Origin of the sequence: Priestia sp. JSM ZJ58, from assembly GCF_044383985.1 — a bacterium.
Taxonomy (GTDB): Bacteria; Bacillota; Bacilli; order Bacillales; family Bacillaceae_H; genus Priestia; species Priestia zanthoxyli.
Genome location: NZ_JBISEM010000007.1, coordinates 1 through 19103, shown reverse-complemented (window position 1 = coordinate 19103; position 19103 = coordinate 1). Strand labels below are relative to the sequence as shown.

General features: G+C 38.7%; 15 protein-coding genes and 2 tRNA genes. 2 read left to right on the top strand and 15 right to left on the bottom strand.

The window, feature by feature from the left end:
* The first annotated feature begins 41 nt into the window (after window positions 1-41).
* Entirely contained in the window at window positions 42-578 is a 537-nt protein-coding gene (locus ACH6EI_RS26040) for a L,D-transpeptidase (protein WP_099000530.1), read from the top strand.
* A gap of 36 nt (window positions 579-614) precedes the next feature.
* Here ACH6EI_RS26040 and ACH6EI_RS26035 read toward each other — a convergent pair whose 3' ends face one another.
* From ACH6EI_RS26035 to sigW, 12 genes are all read right to left on the bottom strand, one after another.
* On the bottom strand, window positions 615-1100 hold the full coding sequence (locus tag ACH6EI_RS26035) for a VOC family protein (RefSeq protein ID WP_028411900.1): 486 nt from the start codon (window positions 1098-1100) through the stop codon (window positions 615-617).
* A gap of 89 nt (window positions 1101-1189) precedes the next feature.
* The gene (locus tag ACH6EI_RS26030) at window positions 1190-2332 is read right to left on the bottom strand and encodes a mannitol-1-phosphate 5-dehydrogenase (RefSeq protein ID WP_099330571.1); all 1143 of its coding nucleotides are present in this window, start codon (window positions 2330-2332) and stop codon (window positions 1190-1192) included.
* 5 nt (window positions 2333-2337) lie between these two features.
* Entirely contained in the window at window positions 2338-4428 is a 2091-nt protein-coding gene (locus ACH6EI_RS26025) for a BglG family transcription antiterminator (RefSeq protein ID WP_099330570.1), read from the bottom strand.
* Between the two features lie 60 nt (window positions 4429-4488).
* A complete protein-coding gene (locus ACH6EI_RS26020) occupies window positions 4489-6381 on the bottom strand; it encodes a PTS mannitol transporter subunit IICBA (protein ID WP_028411903.1) in 1893 nt (630 codons plus the stop codon).
* A gap of 160 nt (window positions 6382-6541) precedes the next feature.
* Complete coding sequence (locus tag ACH6EI_RS26015; RefSeq protein WP_397378416.1) at window positions 6542-8317, bottom strand: SH3 domain-containing protein; 1776 nt, start codon at window positions 8315-8317, stop codon at window positions 6542-6544.
* A gap of 158 nt (window positions 8318-8475) precedes the next feature.
* Complete coding sequence (locus ACH6EI_RS26010) at window positions 8476-9192, bottom strand: YebC/PmpR family DNA-binding transcriptional regulator (RefSeq protein ID WP_013054976.1); 717 nt, start codon at window positions 9190-9192, stop codon at window positions 8476-8478.
* A gap of 861 nt (window positions 9193-10053) precedes the next feature.
* On the bottom strand, window positions 10054-11856 hold the full coding sequence (glmS, locus tag ACH6EI_RS26005; protein ID WP_014461996.1) for a glutamine--fructose-6-phosphate transaminase (isomerizing): 1803 nt from the start codon (window positions 11854-11856) through the stop codon (window positions 10054-10056).
* Window positions 11857-12286: 430 nt separating this feature from the next.
* Window positions 12287-13633 (bottom strand): phosphoglucosamine mutase, encoded by a 1347-nt coding sequence (gene glmM / locus ACH6EI_RS26000; protein WP_028411905.1) that lies wholly within the window; start codon window positions 13631-13633, stop codon window positions 12287-12289.
* A 28-nt stretch (window positions 13634-13661) separates the two neighbouring features.
* Entirely contained in the window at window positions 13662-15218 is a 1557-nt protein-coding gene (locus ACH6EI_RS25995; RefSeq protein WP_028411906.1) for a CdaR family protein, read from the bottom strand.
* Window positions 15211-16032 carry a diadenylate cyclase CdaA gene (gene cdaA, locus ACH6EI_RS25990; RefSeq protein WP_013054971.1) on the bottom strand — a complete coding sequence of 274 codons (822 nt, stop codon included), beginning with the start codon at window positions 16030-16032 and terminating at the stop codon, window positions 15211-15213. Before cdaA ends, ACH6EI_RS25995 begins: the two co-directional genes overlap by 8 nt.
* Window positions 16033-16223: 191 nt before the next feature.
* Window positions 16224-16829, bottom strand: coding sequence for an anti-sigma factor family protein (locus ACH6EI_RS25985; RefSeq protein ID WP_013081391.1), 606 nt, complete (start codon window positions 16827-16829; stop codon window positions 16224-16226).
* 14 nt (window positions 16830-16843) lie between these two features.
* Entirely contained in the window at window positions 16844-17407 is a 564-nt protein-coding gene (gene sigW, locus ACH6EI_RS25980) for an RNA polymerase sigma factor SigW (protein ID WP_013054969.1), read from the bottom strand.
* A gap of 164 nt (window positions 17408-17571) precedes the next feature.
* Here sigW and ACH6EI_RS25975 point away from each other — a divergent pair, with 164 nt between their 5' ends.
* Window positions 17572-17733, top strand: a complete 162-nt coding sequence (locus ACH6EI_RS25975; RefSeq protein WP_013054968.1) for an aspartyl-phosphate phosphatase Spo0E family protein — start codon at window positions 17572-17574, stop codon at window positions 17731-17733.
* An 82-nt stretch (window positions 17734-17815) separates the two neighbouring features.
* Here the strand turns inward: ACH6EI_RS25975 and rocF are convergent, their stop codons facing one another.
* From rocF to ACH6EI_RS25960, 3 genes are all read right to left on the bottom strand, one after another.
* Window positions 17816-18715 (bottom strand): arginase, encoded by a 900-nt coding sequence (rocF, locus tag ACH6EI_RS25970; RefSeq protein ID WP_028411907.1) that lies wholly within the window; start codon window positions 18713-18715, stop codon window positions 17816-17818.
* A gap of 163 nt (window positions 18716-18878) precedes the next feature.
* Window positions 18879-18954, bottom strand: a tRNA-Ala gene (locus tag ACH6EI_RS25965).
* Window positions 18955-18977: 23 nt separating this feature from the next.
* Window positions 18978-19052 (bottom strand) — tRNA-Gly (locus tag ACH6EI_RS25960).
* Between the last annotated feature and the right edge of the window lie 51 nt (window positions 19053-19103).

Genomic DNA, 19103 nt, shown 5'->3' with positions numbered 1-19103 from the left:
CATCAAATATGTAATCGAACAATAGAGGAGATGGCTAGAACGTGAGAAAAATTCTACTGCGAGCAGCGGCTTTGTGTCTCGCAGCTATTATCAGTATTTCTTATACAGCAAGCACGGCGGACGCAAGTGAAAACACAGCAAGTGAAGATTTAATTATTATTAATAAAAAAACAAATCAGCTTGCTTATTTTCATAACGGAAAGTTAGAAAATACGTATTCAGTAGCTACGGGAAAAACATGGCGCGATACGCCGGTAGGCTTTTTCAAGATTGTTAACAAAATTAAAAATCGCCCTTACTATACAGGGCACATTGCAGGAGGCGCTCCCAATAATCCTCTTGGCTCTCGCTGGCTAGGGCTTAATGCAAACGGAACAACCGGCGACACATACGGTATTCATGGGAATAACTCAGAAGCTAGCATTGGCAAATATGTAAGCCACGGCTGCGTACGGATGCACAATGCGGATGTGGAAGAACTATTCGATAAAGTAGCAGTAGGAACATCTGTAACTATTACGTATTCATCAAAAACCTTCGAAGAGCTGGCAAAGGTATATGGCTACGGACAGCTGTGAAAAATAAAAGCTTATCCAAAAAATGTGGATAAGCTTTTATTCTTCTTTATTCCCATACATGAGCTCCGTACTATGTGAATATAGCTCAATAATATTCCCAAACGGATCTTCGCAATAAATTAAGTAATAAGGTTTTCCAGGTCTTGTATTCCATACTTGGCTACGCTTTTTACCGCCTGATTGTTCGATTTTATCCGCTAATTTTTCCACGTCATCGGCTATTAAACACATGTGAAAATAACTTTGATACTGCTCATCGCTGTCTTTTAATACAAGAGGCATTTGCGGCTTATTAAATTCAAACAGTTCAATGCCTACCTGGTTATCAGCTGTCATGTGAGCATTTTTCATTTTTTTAATATGAGACCCTAGTAAATCTTGAGTCATATTTTCAGCTTTTTCTTCCTCCGCATTAAACGTATAAGGACCGGCAATCAGCTTAAAACCTAAAACTTTCCCATACCACTGGACGGCTTCTTCTACATCAGGTACAGCTAATCCAACGTGAGTAATAGCTACCATTTTATCATCCTCCTATACACAAACATTCCCTTTCTACAAAAAGAAAAACAGCCCATTTAAAATGGACTGTTTACACGTATTAGAGTCATTTACGATTTTAAAGCATTATATTGAGCAATGATTTCTTTTGTTAAATTATTACTTGCCTCTAACCCACTGACCTCTTTTAACACATACTCAATACCATACTCATGAATATTCGCTTGAAGCTTCATAGCCTCTTTATCTTCTTGCGGGTCAAATAGAAGCGCAGCAGCGATGGCCTTCGCTAAGTGGGTATAAGAAAGGCACGCTTTTTTTGCTTCTAGCGCTGGACGAATCAAACGATCCTGAGGTCCAAGCTTGCGAATTGGCGCTCTTCCTACCCGTTTAACTGAATCATTTAAATGAGGATTCTTAAAGCGCTCAATAATTTTTACGATGTAGGCTTCGTGTTCCTCTCTATCTAAGTCATATCTTTTAATTAGATAGTCTCCTGTTTCTCGTAGCGTTTGCTGTACTTGTTGGTAAATATCTGAATCTCTTAACGTTTGATCAATCGTTTCTTTTCCTTTTAAATAACCAAAATATGCAATCACCGCATGTCCTGTATTTACTGTAAATAGCTTTCTTTCAATAAAAGGAGCAAGGTCAGGCACAATCGTCATTCCTTCTACAAAAGGAATATTTTCAGGTGCCTCTACTACCCATTCATAATAGGATTCTACTAAAACATCAAGCGAACCTTGGTTGTGTTGAAGAGGTACGATACGATCTACAGCTGAATTGAAGAAAAAGACCTTATTTACCATATGAGCTTTTGTCTCTTCATCCAGCGCATCAAAAATATAGCCTTTTAATAAATCTGTCGCAGAGATTTGATTTTCACATGCAATAATATATACCTTTTCGTCGCTTGTTTTCACACGCTCAGCCAAACCTTTAGCAATTAAAGGAGCAATGCGAGGCAGAACGTTCGGTCCGATGGCTGTCGTAATGTACGTTGCTTCTTTAATCGCTTTAATGACTGCTTGTTCTTGCGTCAGATTATTTAAACCAGATACGTTTTGAACAGCTAATGTCTCTGGGTGCTCTGCGGCTGTTATTACGTTATACCCTTCATCTGTGTTTAACTGATTAATAATCTTTTCAGCAATATCTACGAATGTAACGTGATAGTTGCTTTGAGAAAATAATGCCCCAATAAATCCTCGCCCAATATTACCTGCTCCAAAATGAACTGCTTGTTTCACAAAAATCATTCCTTTATCAAATTATTTCGAAGGTACTCATGAAACGTATCCTCTAGCCTTTTGCGAATTATCTCTTCGTTCGAAGACGAAAAAACCATCATTGCTTCATGATCTTCAATTAAACTTGTACTAATTAAACTTAAGATTTCTTGCTGTACTTCACTTAACTCCTCAGGTGCTAGCATTAATAGAAGGTTACGCGCCTGCATGTTTGTTCCGTCCATACCTTTAACTGTGCAAGGCTGCTCTAAATGTGAAACTTGAAAAATCAGCTCTTTCACGTGATGTTCACGGCAATGGAACAGTGCCATACTCGTTTGCGGAATACCTAAACCGCCTTTGTTTTCTCGTTCCTTAAGCTGATCAATAACGCAGCTGGCATTGGTTATTAAACGTTCTTTTTCAGCTGCTTTTACTACGTGCGAAATCACTTGATCATGACTCACTGCATCCGAAAATCGATACATTCTAAGGTTTTGAAGAATTGATTCGATACTTCCATGCACATCTTTAATTTGCTTCATCGTTTCCTCAAAAGACGGTTTTTGTGTAGAGACGGTCTTATTTTTATATTGGAACGAACGATAGCCCTTATCTTTGGTTAACTTTTGAATGTTTTTCTGTAAAAAATTCTGAATGGACTGAATATCCTCTTCGGTTAAGAGTGGATTGACTAAAATGTAATCGACATTTAAAAAAGGAAGTCTTACTGTTGAAATCACTACGTCATACCCTTCAAGCGCCGCTTCTTTGATTTCTTTTACCGACTTAATGACAACTGAATTAATCTCCGGAATCTCTTTACGAATACGGCTAGCTAACATTTTCGAAGTGCCGATTCCAGTTGGACAGACAATCAGTGCCTGAATTTCCATGACTTCTTCTTTTAGCACTAGCGTTGAACCGAAATGCAAAACAAGATATGCCACTTCATCATCTGGAAAAACTAAATCCGGCAGCTCTTGATCGATACTGTTTCTCACAGCCATAAATAAAACAGGATACTTTTTCTTAATCTCTTCCGTTAATGGATTAAAAAGCTCCATTTTTTGCTTAAGACGAAAAATTGCCGGTTCCATATGAGCAAGCAGCCCTTGGTAAAGGGAAAAATCACCGGTCAAGTCGGTGTTAAGCTGAACAGAAACATGAGAAATCATATTCTTAATAATCTGCCCAACCACTACGCTGTCGTAATATACGTCTCTAGTAGTTTGGAACTTAGCTGCACGCAGCCGTACTGCTAAGAAATGAATATCTTTTTCCGTGAAAGAAAGAGAAAATACCCGTTCAATTTCGCGGCAAATATCCTTCATTAAGAACAGTTCACTCGCCAGCTCTTCCGTTTGGCCGCCGTCGTCTTCTAGATACATTTGCTTTTTCGTTCGCTGTATCATAATGCAAATATGAACAATGAGCCCTATATAATCGCTGTCAGCCAGCTTAGAATGATGCTGATTAATCGCTTGATGTACAATTCGGTCTACTTCTGCTAAATAATTCGGATAAAAATAATGCAAAATCGTTTCATCCGTATGCTGGTGATTTTCTACTAGAAACAAACATTCAATTAACTCTTCATTAAAGTGGACAAGAAAATAATTGGCTAATGCGTTCCGTTTATTGGCTTCAGTAGCTTGAACCTCTACTCCGACCCCTCTCTTTCGATGAAGGAAAACGTCAAATGTGGTTAACCACTCTGTTAATTCATCTAGATAAGCAGTTAGTGTAGTAATACTTACTTCTAAGTCTTTAGCCAGCGTTTGTAATTTAAATGAATCTCCTTCTTCTAGAAGAAGAATTAAAAGAATTAATTTTCTTTCCTGTGGAGACTGATCCGTCGTTTTAATCTTCATCAGCTCTTGGATAAGACGAAAAATTTGTTCATTTTTACCTTCAATCATTAGTCCTTCATCTTGTGTACGAATCAGCTTTAAATCAAATTTTTCAAGTATTGATTCAATTGCCTTCAAATCTCGGTGAACGGTTCTTACACTTACATTCAAAAAAGTAGCAAGTGTAAGTGCTGTATGCTTTCCTGCCGTTTTAATAATTAACTCAATGATTGATTTTTCTCTTGAAGTAATAAACAAGAACATCAACTCTTTTCTTATTTATAAACAAAGGATAAAAAGGCATCCTCATGCCTTTCTATCCCGTTAGTTACTTTGAATAATAGCCATTAATTCTTTAGCTGATTTGGCATGAACCATCTTTTCAATATTGTTCATATCAGAACATGTAATCGCGATACCAGATAAAATTTCTAAATGGGTGCCGTCTTTTCCGGCAATTCCGAAAATCAAACGAACTTTCTCACCATCAAAATCAACGCCTTCTGGAACTTGAATTACTGTAAAACCTGATCTTAAAACGTTCTTTTTCGCTTCTTCGGTACCGTGCGGAATCGCTACGTCATTTCCCATATAAGTAGAAGTCATATTGTCTCGCTCAATCATCGCTTCAACATAGTTTTCTTCTACATATCCGCCTTTTACTAACACACTTCCTGCAAATCGAATTGCTTCTTCCTTAGAAGAAAAGTGCTGATTCAAGAAAACGTTTTCTTCTTTTAATAAACCATCATTACTATCTGTATAGTTTTCTGCAGATACATTCTTTTCTTCTTCCGCCTTAGAAGTAGTATGATCATTTTTTAGTTGATCAATTAGTTTGTCATATTCCGGGCTAGATAGAAAGTTATCCACCGAGATATGATACGCATCTGGAACTTTGTTTTGAGCTCTTGGCGTTAGCTCTTCCTGTGTAATAACGATTTGAGCATCACTTGGAATATTACTGATAGCTGTATTTGTTACCGAAATATTTAAATCTGCTTGTTTAACTTTCTTGCGAAGAAGAGAGGCGCCCATTGCACTCGATCCCATACCTGCGTCACAGGCAAAAACAATTTTTTGAACGCTTGCTGGTACGTCGCCTTGCTGTTTTGTAAAGCTTCCTGCTACAGAGCTCTTCTTGCCCTTCATCTCTTGCATTTTGCGAGCTGCTTCGTCCAAATCTTCTGTTTGCTTGCCCGTTTTTAAAATTAACGAACCTACAATAAACGATACGACGGCTGCAACAAGAACACCTGAGATATTTGCAACATAGCTGCCTGCATTACCTGGTGTAGCAGCTAAAATAGCCAAAATACTTCCTGGTGAAGCAACGGCTTGTAAGCCTCCTCCTAAAAGAACAAATGTAAATACTCCGCTCATTCCTCCTAAAATAGCCGCAATGATTAGAAGAGGACGCATTAAAACGTAAGGGAAGTAAATTTCGTGAATTCCGCCAATAAAATGAATGATGGCCGCTCCCGGTGCTGACTGTTTTGCTGTTCCTTTTCCAAAGAAGCAATACGCTAACAGAATTCCTAATCCCGGACCAGGATTTGTTTCTAATAACAATAGAATGGACTGTCCGTTTGTTCGAATTTGTTCTGCTCCAATCGGAGATAAAATGCCGTGATTAATGGCATTGTTTAAGAATAAAATTTTAGCTGGTTCAATTAAAATACTTGTAAGAGGAAGAAGGCCATGTGCAACCATCCAATCTACACCCACTACAAGTGCACCTGTAAATCCGTCCACAGCTGGGCTAACTCCTAAAAAGGCTAGAATCGCTAGAATTCCTCCAAGAATACCTGCTGAGAAATTATTAATTAACATCTCAAATCCTGTTTTGACTTTACCTTCAATAAACTGGTCAAACTTCTTGATGATATAACCGCCCAGCGGCCCCATAATCATAGCGCCTAGAAACATCGGAATATCAGATCCAACAATGACGCCCATGGTCGCGATAGCACCTACAACGCCTCCGCGCTGATCGTGTACAAGCTTTCCTCCTGTGTAGCCGATTAGCAGCGGAAGCAAATACTTGACCATTGGATCCACTAGTTTGGCAAGGCTTTCATTTGGAAAAAAGCCTGTTGGAATAAATAAAGCAGTAATAAGTCCCCATGCAATAAATGCTCCGATATTTGGCATAACCATTGAACTTAGAAAGTTCCCAAATTTTTGTACAGCTACTTTTATATTAGATTGAGCCATTTGCTCTCTTCCTTTCTCTACGTGATGATACTTTAATCGTAAGAGATTAAACGCTTTCATTCAATGAATAGGAAAACTAACTTTGTCGTACCACAGACGGACAAAGCTTTTAATTACATAAAAAAGCAGCTGAATTACACGAGTTCAGCTGCTTTCTAACTTAATATTTATCTAATTCACTTACAGGAGATTGAATAATAACTGGATTTTTCTCTGGATTTAACCATTTTAAAATAGAGACAACTTGTTCTTTAGAAGTGGCCGTACATCCTGCTGTATAATTTGTTCCTACATGAAAGAAGATTGCACTTCCCTTTCCTGGGGTTCTAGATTCATTATAATTAATGACAAACCCATAATCATAAGCCGGGATATCCATGTTCTCAGCGCTCGTCCAGCGGCCATTCGCTGGCTTTTGCTGCCACGTATTATACAGAGAGCTTTTTGAATCGTCTACCCACACATCATTTGATGTAATCTTTCGATATGGAAGCTTAGTTCCAGGATTTGCATAGCGTCCGAATGCTGTGCCAATTGTATATTTCCCTGTCGGAGACTCCATATCTCCTTCTTTTTTCGCTAAAGCGAATCCTTTTTGTCCAAGTACACCGTTCGCAGTTAAAACTTGCTTCCATTTTCCATCAACTTTTTCAAATGTTTGAATTTTAGCAGACTTCGTATCGTAGTTATCTGCTGTAACCAAGATGACTTGCTGAGCGTTGCCTAACGTTTTAAAAGAATCGACTACGAGCTTTGGAGACGCTGTAGCTGAAGCCTGTACATAGTCACTGCTTACATAGCCTGTGCGGCCGTTATAGTTAATTTTGTACCAGCTTCCGCTTTTGCTCACCACAGACAGCTTCTGGCCTTTTGTCACACTTCCTATAGATGCGTAGTTGGTGCCTGCTCCGCTTCTTACGTTCAGCGTGCTCGCCGTTACTGTGTACGTTGTGCTTTCTGCTGGTGGCGTTGTTGGGGCCGTTGTTGTTCCCGATGCTTGTACATAATCGCTGCTTACGTAGCCCGTGCGGCCGTTGTAGTTAATTTTGTACCAGCTTCCGCTTTTGCTCACCACAGACAGCTTCTGGCCTTTTGTCACACTTCCTATAGATGCGTAGTTGGTGCCTGCTCCGCTTCTTACGTTCAGCGTGCTCGCCGTTACTGTGTACGTTGTGCTTTCTGCTGGTGGCGTTGTTGGGGCCGTTGTTGTTCCCGATGCTTGTACATAATCGCTGCTTACGTAGCCCGTGCGGCCGTTGTAGTTAATTTTGTACCAGCTTCCGCTTTTGCTCACCACAGACAGCTTCTGGCCTTTTGTCACACTTCCTATAGATGCGTAGTTGGTGCCTGCTCCGCTTCTTACGTTCAGCGTGCTCGCCGTTACTGTGTACGTTGTGCTTTCTGCTGGTGACGTTGTTGGGGCCGTTGTTGTTCCCGATGCTTGTACATAATCGCTGCTTACGTAGCCCGTGCGGCCGTTGTAGTTAATTTTGTACCAGCTTCCGCTTTTGCTCATCACAGACAGCTTCTGGCCTTTTGTCACACTTCCTATAGATGCGTAGTTGGTGCCCGCTCCGCTTCTTACATTCAGCGTGCTTGCCGTTACTGTATACGTTGTGCTTTCTGCTGGTGGCGCTGTTGTTCCTGATGACTGTACATAATCGCTGCTTACATAGCCTGTGCGGCCGTTATAGTTAATTTTGTACCAGCTTCCGCTTTTGCTCACCACAGATAGTGTTTGATCTTTTACTACGCTGCCGATAATCCCGTAATTCGTTCCCGCTCCGCTTCTCACATTTAGCTTGCTTGCCGTTACTTTATATGTAACTGTTGCTGCATATGCCTTTTCTTGATTTCCCCCAATTGAGCCAAAGCCAGGCGTTACAGCCGTTGCAAGCGTAGCTGTTAACGCCATCCCCACCATTAATTTTTTCAACTGCTTTCCCTCCATTTATTCCTTATAAAATTCTACTATTTTCTATTCTTAATTCATTATCTTACCATATTCCAAACGAAGGGAAAGGGTCAATAGATGCTTTTCACACGGCCTATAAAAAAAGACAGACCTCTTTGATAGGTCTGCCTCTTTCACTATTATCCTAAATCAACGTTGTGATATACTTGCTGCACATCTTCTAAGTCCTCTAATGCATCAATCATTTTTTCAAACTGAGCTTGTGCATCTTCAGGAAGAGTTACATCATTTTGAGCAAGCATCGTTTGCTCAGCTACTGTAAATTCCGTAATACCAGCATCGTTGAACGCTTTTTGTACCGCATGGAATTGATCCGGATCAGCATAAACAATTACAGAATCTTCTTCTTCTAAAATGTCACGCACGTCTACATCTGCTTCCATTAACAGTTCTAGCGTCTCTTCTTCATCTTTACCTTCTACACCAATAACAGCTGTTGGATCAAACATATACGCTACTGATCCGCTTACTCCCATATTACCGCCGTTTTTACCAAAGGCAGCACGCACGTCTGAAGCTGTTCTGTTTACGTTATTCGTAAGAGCATCTACGATAACCATTGAGCCATTTGGTCCAAAACCTTCGTAACGAAGATTATCGTAATTTTCTTCTGAACCGCCCTTTGCTTTTTCAATGGCACGGTCAATAATTGCTTTTGGCACATTGTATGTTTTCGCGCGTTCTAATACAACTTTTAACGCTTGGTTTGATTCTGGATCTGGCTCACCTTGTTTTGCAGCCACATAAATCTCACGGCCAAACTTGGCATATATACGACTTGTATTAGCATCTTTTGACGCTTTCTTTTCTTTAATATTGTTCCACTTACGGCCCATATTGTTTCACTCTCTTTCAAAATTGAATCTAATAAAATAAATAGGCAATGATATATCCGTTTTTATTATACATCAATTCCCTCTTATCTTTCGAGTTTAATACCTAAAAAAGACAAGCAATCTTTTGGTATATTTCGTTAACTAAATAAATGAGAAAACCATTTGATAACAGGCTGGATGATTTTTGTATATACCTTTTTCAGCGGTTTGTATATACATCTCACCCAAATCCACCGTAGGGGATAGTAGATCATATGAATTATGATCCACTTAACTCCTTTCCAAAAACAGAAGAATATACGCTGACAAAATGAAACCACGGGAATAACAATTTCATTGTAAAATGGCAGCACAACATATTTCCATAGAAGATAACAAGGGTAACAAACCATGTATAAAACAGGGTATAAAACATACTTCCATATAAATCTAGTTATAGGCAAAAAACATCGTTTCCAAACGAAGAGAATAAAAGGATAGATGAGGACACTCCATAGCCAAGAAATAGGATAAACGAATAAAAAACGTATAATGTATCTCCAAATGAAATCAATGACAGGTTGAATAATTCTTGTTCCTATCCATATGAGGGGCTTAGCGATAAAATATATCCATATCTTACACAAAATTTGAAATACAAAATAAAAGGGAAAATACAAGACAAAAAAGATGCCTCGCAACACGTACTTTATACTTTGAGCTACTCCACTAATACTTTTCACTTCCTTTTTTATAAATGAGTTTCATTCATTTACCTACTCTATTATATAAAATAAATGAAGCAAGCAAATATATTTTTTAGCTCAATGAGAATTATATACAAAAACACCCTTCTATAATAGAAGGGTGTCTAGAACCTTATTATTCTACAGTAACTGATTTTGCTAAGTTACGTGGTTTATCTACATCGCAATCGCGGTGCAATGCAGCGTAGTAAGAGATTAATTGTAAAGGAATAACCGCTGCTAGTGGTGAAAGTGTTTCGTGAACTTTCGGAATCACGTAGCGATCTTCTTCTGTTTCTAATCCTTTCATTGAAATGATACAAGGATTAGCTCCACGTGCTACTACTTCTTTTACGTTACCACGGATGCTTAAGTTTACATGTTCTTGTGTTGCTAATGCAATAATTGGCGTGTTGTTTTCAATTAAAGCGATTGTTCCGTGCTTAAGCTCTCCTCCAGCAAATCCTTCTGCTTGAATGTAAGAGATTTCTTTTAGTTTTAACGCGCCTTCTAAACCTACATAATAATCAACAGAACGTCCAATAAAGAATGCGTTGCGAGTTGTTGCTAAGAATTGAAGAGCAATGCTTTCCATTTCTTCTTTGTCGTCGCAAAGTACTTCCATTGTGTTTGCTACGATTGCTAACTCTTGAACTAAATCAAATTCTAATTCAATGCCGCGTGTTTTTGCTGTTACAGCCGCTAGAATTGATAGGACTGCTAATTGAGCTGTATAAGCCTTTGTTGATGCTACAGCAATTTCCGGACCTGCATGAAGTAATAACGTATAATCAGATTCACGAGATAATGTTGATCCCGGAACGTTTGTGATTGTTAACGCTTTGTAACCTAGTTCTTTAATTTGAACTAATACTGCACGGCTGTCAGCTGTTTCTCCACTTTGAGAAATAAAGATAAACAGTGGCTTTTCAGATAAAAGCGGCATGTTGTAAGAGAATTCACTTGCTACGTGCACTTCTACCGGAACCTTCGCCCACGTTTCAATGAATTGTTTACCTACTAGGCCTGCATGATAGCTTGTTCCACATGCTACGATATAGATGCGGTCTGCTTCATCCATTGCTCCTAAAATGTCTGCATCAATGTGCAGTTCATTGTTTTCATTTTGATACTCTTGAATGATTTTACGAACAACTAAAGGCTGCTCATCAATTTCTTTTAACATATAGTGAGGGTACGTACCTTTTTCAATATCACTTGCATCAAGCTCTGCTGTGTAAGGTGCTCTTTCTACCACTTCACCATCAAGCGTTTTAATTGTTACGCCTTCTTTTGTAACAATTACTGTTTCTTTATCCATTAATTCTACGTACTGATCTGTTACTTGAAGCATTGCCATAGCATCGCTTGCTACAACGTTAAATCCTTCGCCAACACCTACAAGAAGCGGGCTTTTGTTTTTAGCTACGTAGATTGTATTTTTATCTTCGTTATCAACAAGAGCTAGTGCATAAGAACCGTGAAGCAAACTTACTGTCTTGCGGAACGCTTCTTCTACATCTAAGCCTTCTGCTGCGATTTTTTCAATTAACTGAACGATTACTTCTGTATCCGTTTCGCTTTTGAACGTTACATCTTGTAAATATTCACGTTTTAAAATAGCGTAGTTTTCAATTACACCATTATGCACAAGCGTGAAGCGTCCAGATGTACTTTGATGCGGGTGAGCATTTTCTTGGCTTGGTACACCATGAGTTGCCCAACGCGTATGACCGATACCTGCTGGTGCTACAACACTGTTATCTACTGCCTGACGCAATTCTGCAATACGGCCTTTTTCTTTGAATACGTGTACGCCTTCATTGTTAACAACTGCAATACCTGCTGAGTCATAACCACGATATTCTAACTTTTCAAGACCACGTAATAAAATTTCTTTCGAATCTTCTGTTCCAATATATCCTACAATTCCGCACATAGATAAAATCCTCCTTCATGTATGAAAAGAGAGTCTCTTTTCATCATCAATGATTATCATCTCAATGCTTTTGTCCAATAAGTCACCTCATTGTTTTTCACATCAAGTTTTCGGCCGTGATAATCAACAACCGGGAGGCATCCGCCGATACTTCGATAAACCTCCTCCTCGTCAACTAAGTCGTTTCCGTCCCTTTACTTAGTTCAGGCGCTTTGTATTCACTTTTAAAATAGATTGTTCACTCCTTTACATAAATTAAGAGACGAACAGATTTAATATTACAATAAGAAGTGAGAAAACGTCAATTATCTTCTTTACTATCTGTAAAAACAGCCTTTAGCATCAGATAATTTCCAAGAATTTTTCTCAACAATATAAAAATATGCATAAGCAGCTTGAAACGTCACCGCTTATGCATATAATTAATGAATTACTCTAAGCCCATTTCTTCTTTTACCACTTCTACGATACGCGTTACATAAGTTTCACATTCTTCTTGTGTTTGTGCTTCAACCATAACACGTACTAACGGCTCTGTTCCTGAAGGGCGTACAAGTACTCGGCCATTACCGTTCATTTCTTTTTCCACTTCTTCAATAACCACTTTTACCTTCTCGTTATCTGTAACATGATGCTTATCCGTTACTTTTACATTTACAAGAAGCTGAGGATACTTCTTCATTTCAGCTGCTAATTCTGATAAAGGCTTTTTCGTTGCTTGCATAATGTTTACAAGCTGAATAGCTGAAAGCATACCGTCACCTGTTGTGTTGTAATCTAAGAAAATAATATGACCTGACTGTTCTCCACCTAGGTTATATTGATTAGCTTTCATTTCTTCTACTACATAACGGTCGCCTACACCCGTTTGTGCACTTTCAATTCCGCTAGCTTCTAGTGCTTTATAGAAGCCTAAGTTACTCATAACGGTAGAAACAAGCGTATTTTTCTTTAAACGTCCTTGTTCATATAAGTACTTTGCACAAATGAACATGATTTGATCACCGTCTACAATCTCGCCTTTTTCATCGATTGCGATTAAACGATCTCCGTCTCCATCAAATGCTAACCCAACATCCGCTCCTTTTTCTTTTAAGAAGGCACTTAATGCTTCCGGATGTGTAGATCCTACACCGTCATTGATGTTTAATCCGTTTGGTGATGCCCCCATTGTAGAGATATCCGCATCTAAATCTGCAAATAAATGTGCTGCTAACGATGACGTTGCTCCGTGCGCACAGTCTAATGCAACATGAATACCTGAGAAGTCTTCATCAACCGTTTGTTTTAAGTATTGAAGATATTTTTGTCCACCTTCGAAGTAGTCATTTACCTGACCTAAATCTCCCCCAACAGGTCTTGGTAATTGATCTGTTTCACTATCCATTAACGCTTCAATTTCATTCTCTTGTGCATCTGACAGTTTAAATCCATCTGGACCAAAGAATTTAATTCCGTTATCTTGAACTGGGTTATGTGAAGCAGAGATCATGACTCCTGCTTGTGCGCCAAGTGCTTTTGTTAAATACGCTACCCCTGGAGTTGAAATAACGCCTAATCGCATAACTTCTGCACCAATTGAAAGCAAGCCTGCAACAAGCGCTCCTTCTAACATATGACCAGAAACGCGTGTATCGCGTCCGATTAATACCTTTGGTCGCTCTGCATCTTTTGTTAGAACGTAACCACCTAAGCGTCCAATTTTAAAAGCAAGCTCAGGAGTTAATTCACTATTGGCAACTCCTCGTACTCCGTCTGTTCCAAAATACTTACCCATTAATTTTCTCTCCTTCATGTCAAAACATTTAGTTTCCTGATGTATTATCTGTCTGTCCATCTACGGGTGTAGAATTTTCATCACTTTGATTACTACTATCGTCACCAGTTTCTGTATTATCTGTTGGTGTATCTGTATTGTCTTCAGGTGTATCAGTCTCTTCGCTTGGTTTATCAGTTGAATCACCTGAATTTCCCGTCCCAGGATTTGTTCCTGATCCTGATCCAGTTCCCGTGTCTGGCTTTGTTTCTTTATCGCTCGTGCTTCCACTTGTTTCTTTATCCGTTTGCTCATCATTTGTCCCTGATTGTTTTTTCGCTGTTACACGAACTTTTGCCTGTTTAGTCGATAGTGTTGATGTAACAGAGTCAGGACTATTTATTATAATAGGAACCGTGTGCTCCCCAGCAGATAAATTCCCTACATTCGCTGACAAGCTAATGCCGCTTTTCGTTAACTTATCTAAATCAGATTTTGGTCCTTTTACATCCGCATCTACTGAAGTAGGAGAAAGCAGTTCATACGTGTACTTTGAGGATTGACCAGTTAAAGAAACCGGCAAATTCTTAAATGACTTAGTCTCAGCTGCACTTGCGTCCGTTTCTTCTGCGTCTTTCTCATCACCTTGTTTGTCTACTTCCACATGAACGGTAATTTGTTTAGGACTTACACTATCTATTCCGTCTGGAACAGGGACATTCACCTTAATATCTTTAGATTTCGTAATACCGGTAACATCGACTGGAATATTATCAATTTTATCGATTTTCTCTAAAGAATCAGATGGACCGATAATTTTCACGGTATCTGTTTTAGGCTCTAGCTTCGTAATGTTGACACCGTCGCCTGGCGTGCCTTCTTGAATCACATCGATCGGCACTTTTTTACTAATATTTTTCACCGGGATTGTTACATTGACCGTTTCTGGTTGAACTGTTACATTCAATTTATTTAAATTCTTGTCTAATGCGACAACAGTTGCTTGTTTCGTCACTGTTTTTGAAGCATTATCTAAATCAATAATAGCTTTTACATAAGCAACTTGGTCTAATTGACTTGATGCGCCCGTTACCGTGACGGCTCTTGGGCTAACGGTTGCTTCCCCTGCTTCATACCCATTTTTGACCTTATTTTTATCATAGCTTGCCTCTACTGAAAACTGTTTTGAATCGCGTTCTTCAATTGTTACATTTACAATATCAGGCTTAACCACTACGTTTAAATTATCAGAGATATTTCGATACTGAACCTTAACTCTATGCTGCCCTAAGCTTAAATTATCAAGGTCAATATAAGCTTGATAATCTTTTTGTAGCTTTGTTTGAGCCAAAATATTTTTAGGACCTTCCAGTGTCATAATGACCGTATCCGGAACACCTCTTACAATTCTGTTCTTCTCATTGTAGGATACTTGAACCGGAACATCTGTTAATGTTTCTACTCCAGTGTTGGCAGAACTGCTTCGGTTCAGAATTTTATTTGATGAACTGGCACCATCATCTAAATTAACAGATAAATATAACATGAAGGCTAACAGCAACGCGATAATTTTCATAACCCACGATCGATTCATCAATTTATCCATTCTTCTTCAACCTCCATTGCCAACGAGTGGAAGAAGTTGCTTTAGAAGTTGTGACTAATTCTTTTTCTAGCATTTCTCTTAATGTATCAATGGTCAATTCACGATACAATTCACCGTTTTTGGTAACGGAAATGCCTCCAGTTTCTTCAGATACAATGACAGTCACACTATCTGTTACTTCACTTATTCCTACAGCAGCACGATGGCGAGTACCTAATTCTTTTGAAATAAAAGGACTTTCAGATAAAGGTAAGTAACATGCTGCAGCGGCTACTTGATCCCGCTGTAAAATAACCGCTCCATCATGAAGTGGTGTATTCGGTATAAATAAGTTGATTAATAATTCAGAAGAAATATTAGAGTTGAGCGGTATACCTGTTTCAATATAATCACCCATACCCGTCTCTCTTTCAATTGAGATCAATGCACCTATGCGTCTTTTAGCCATATAATGCGTTGCTTTTATAATCGCCTCAATCGTAACGGTACGTTCATCTTCTTCAGGCAAATTACTGCGTGAAAACAAACGTCCTCTCCCAAGCTGTTCAAGCGCTCGGCGCAGCTCTGGCTGGAAGATAATAATAATAGCTAAAAATCCATACGTTAACGCTTGGTCCATTAACCATTGCAACGTATTTAGTCCAAGGAAGTTACTTATAAAGCGGACAACTAAAATTACCGTGATTCCTTTTAAAAGCTGTACTGCTTTTGTACCTCTTATGACCATAATTAATTTATATATGACGAACCATACCAGGAGAACATCAACAATTTTTCCTAAATATGAGAGGATTGGCAGGTCTCCAATAGGCATCTTCTCACTTCCTCTATATATGTAATAAAGATAACATAACCGTTTTATTATACCATAAAACAAAATTACACTGTAAATTACATCTTATTTTTAAATCCTTGTTCCTATATAATGTAGCCTTCTTTTTATATAAATAAAACCGTCCACTGTTCCTCTCTAACAAGATAAGCGGACGGTTTTATGTTTAACTATTAAAAGTCAACAGCTTGCTTGGCATGAGTTTTGACGTTATACCATACCCAGTCAAAAATCTTGTCTAACTCTTCAATATTGCCTGTCACTTCTCCTGCAGAAGCTAGATACTTATCACCATGTATAACAGTAACGTTTCCATCTACTTTTCCTTCAATTTTAATATCGCCATTTCTCACAGTAATATCACCTTTTACGGTCTCACCTTTTGGTACAACGACTGTTTTATCGTGAATGACCAGGTTCGGCTGCTTTGAAACAGAAAAGTCTTCATCCGTTTCCCAAGCTGAAAACACCGTGCCGGACATTAACAGCACAAATACAGCAGCTGCACTAAGAATCGGATGGTTTGTAAACCATCTATTCATTCGAATTCGATTCTTCTCACGTGGTAACCCGGCCATAACACCTGCTGTAAAGTTCATAGGTAATTCTATATGAGAAGTGCTTTGCACAAATGCAATCGTTCTTTTTAACTGATGCATATGCTGCTGACAACCTTTGCATTGGTGCAAATGCTCTTTTAATAACAGTTCATTTTCTTTTGTAATATCTCCATCTAAATGCTCATGAATGAGGTTTACATACATTTTTGGACATTTCATTCTTAGTTCACTCCTTACAAGTGGCGAAGTCGATTTCTTAAAGCTTCACGTCCTCTGTGAATTCTAGTCTTTACCGTACCAAGAGGCAGGTCTAAAATATCGCTGATTTCTTTTAACGACAGCTCATCTATATATTTTAGGACAATGACAGTTCGATATTTCTCAGGTAGCTTTAATATTTCCGACTGAATGAATTCTTGCAATTCTACTTGCTCTAGCTCTTCCTCTGGTAAGGCCTGATCGGCAGCTATTTGAGAGTACATATTTAACCCGTCGGTCCCGGCTACTTCTGCATCTAAATAATAGTCTGGCTTTTTTTTACGAATTCGATCAATACAAAGATTTGTAGCAATTCGATATAGCCAGGTGGAAAACTTTTTACTCGTGTCATAGCTATGAATATTTACATAGGCTCGAATAAACGCTTCTTGTGCAGCGTCTTGCGCTTCTTCCCGGTTTCCTAGCATTCGATAACATAGATGAAAAAGTTTATCCTTGTGATATTCTACTATGTCAGCAAACGCATCCTGGTCACCTTTTTTTACTTTTTTTATTTTTCTTTTTAATAATAAATCCATGTAACGGTTACCTCCGCCCATTGCGGGATAGTATATATACGTGTACTTTATCATAAAGTTTCACTTATGCTTAATTATTTTAACAAAAATTTGTCAAATACGTTTAAAAAGATCGTACGTAGGTTATGTAATTAGTATAGATGAAAAGAAGAGGAGTGGAAAGCTTGACTCATACAAAAGAAAACCTTTTGAATCAAATTGAAGAATGTAGAAATAACATGGTCACTCTTGCAGCAGAAAATCCTTTATCATCACTAACAGTGGTGAGAGTAAGCTCAGAGCTAGATGGTCTATTAAATGAATATGAAAAGTTTTTCTCTATATAAAGAAGCTCTAGAATCTGAACTAAGAGCTTCTTTTTTTTATCTTCACATTTGTTTCATGTACCTTTTGGTAGGCAATAATGTTTTATACTAATTTTTCTCCTAAAAGTGAGCCCATTAATGCAACAGCTACGGTAGCTGTTTTATTCCGCTCATCTAAAATAGGATTCACTTCCACAAACTCGGCAGAAGTGATTAGCTGAGATTCTGCCAACATCTCCATAGCTAAATGACTTTCTCTGTAGCTTATTCCACCGATAACTGGCGTTCCTACTCCAGGTGCATCATGTGGATCCAGTCCATCTAAATCGAGTGATAGATGAACGCCATCTGTTTTATCACGCAAATATAAAATTGTTTCTTCCATTACTTTTGTCATACCCATTCGATCTATCTCATGCATCGTATACACTTTAATTCCTTTTTCCTTTATTAGCTCTTTTTCTCCTTCATCTAAAGAACGGGCTCCGATAATCACAATATTCTCGGGCTTGACTTTAGGGGCATAGCCACCAATTCGAGTCAATGCTTCGTCTCCTATACCTATACTTGCCGCCAATGGCATACCGTGAATATTTCCGGAAGGAGACGTATCTGCTGTATTTAAATCTCCATGTGCATCATACCAAATTACACCCAAATTTTTATAATGACGACTTACTCCTGCTAGTGTTCCGATAGCGATGCTGTGATCTCCCCCTAGCACTAAAGGAAACCTTTTATTTGTAATAACATCACTTACGGTCTGAGCAAGTCTTTCGCTAGCATCCGCTACAGCTTTTAAATTCTTTAAGTTTGTATTTTCATCACTATGTACTCGTTCAGCTAAGGCAATTTCAATATTCCCTTTATCTTCTACACTATATCCAATATTCTCGATGCGTTCCATAACACCTGCATATCGTATCGCACTTGGCCCCATATCGACCCCTCGGCGAGTTTGACCTAAATCCATTGGTACTCCAATAATTGAAAGCTTATTCATAATATGTCCCCCCATCACAAATGTTGCTACTCTCTTATTGTAACGGCTAAATGAGCGATGGCTCAACTCGACACTTTTTTGAATATATATACAATTCTAATTTGTAGAAACTACACAAAAAAACCTTTAAGCAAATTGCTTAAAGGTTGTACGTTTATATGTATGGTGGAGCCTAGCGGGATCGAACCGCTGACCTCCTGCGTGCAAGGCAGGCGCTCTCCCAGCTGAGCTAAGGCCCCAATATGTTTTTTTTATATAGAAATGGAGCGGAAGACGAGGTTCGAACTCGCGACCCCCACCTTGGCAAGGTGGTGTTCTACCACTGAACTACTTCCGCTTATTAAAATGAGCCATGAAGGACTCGAACCTTCGACCCTCTGATTAAAAG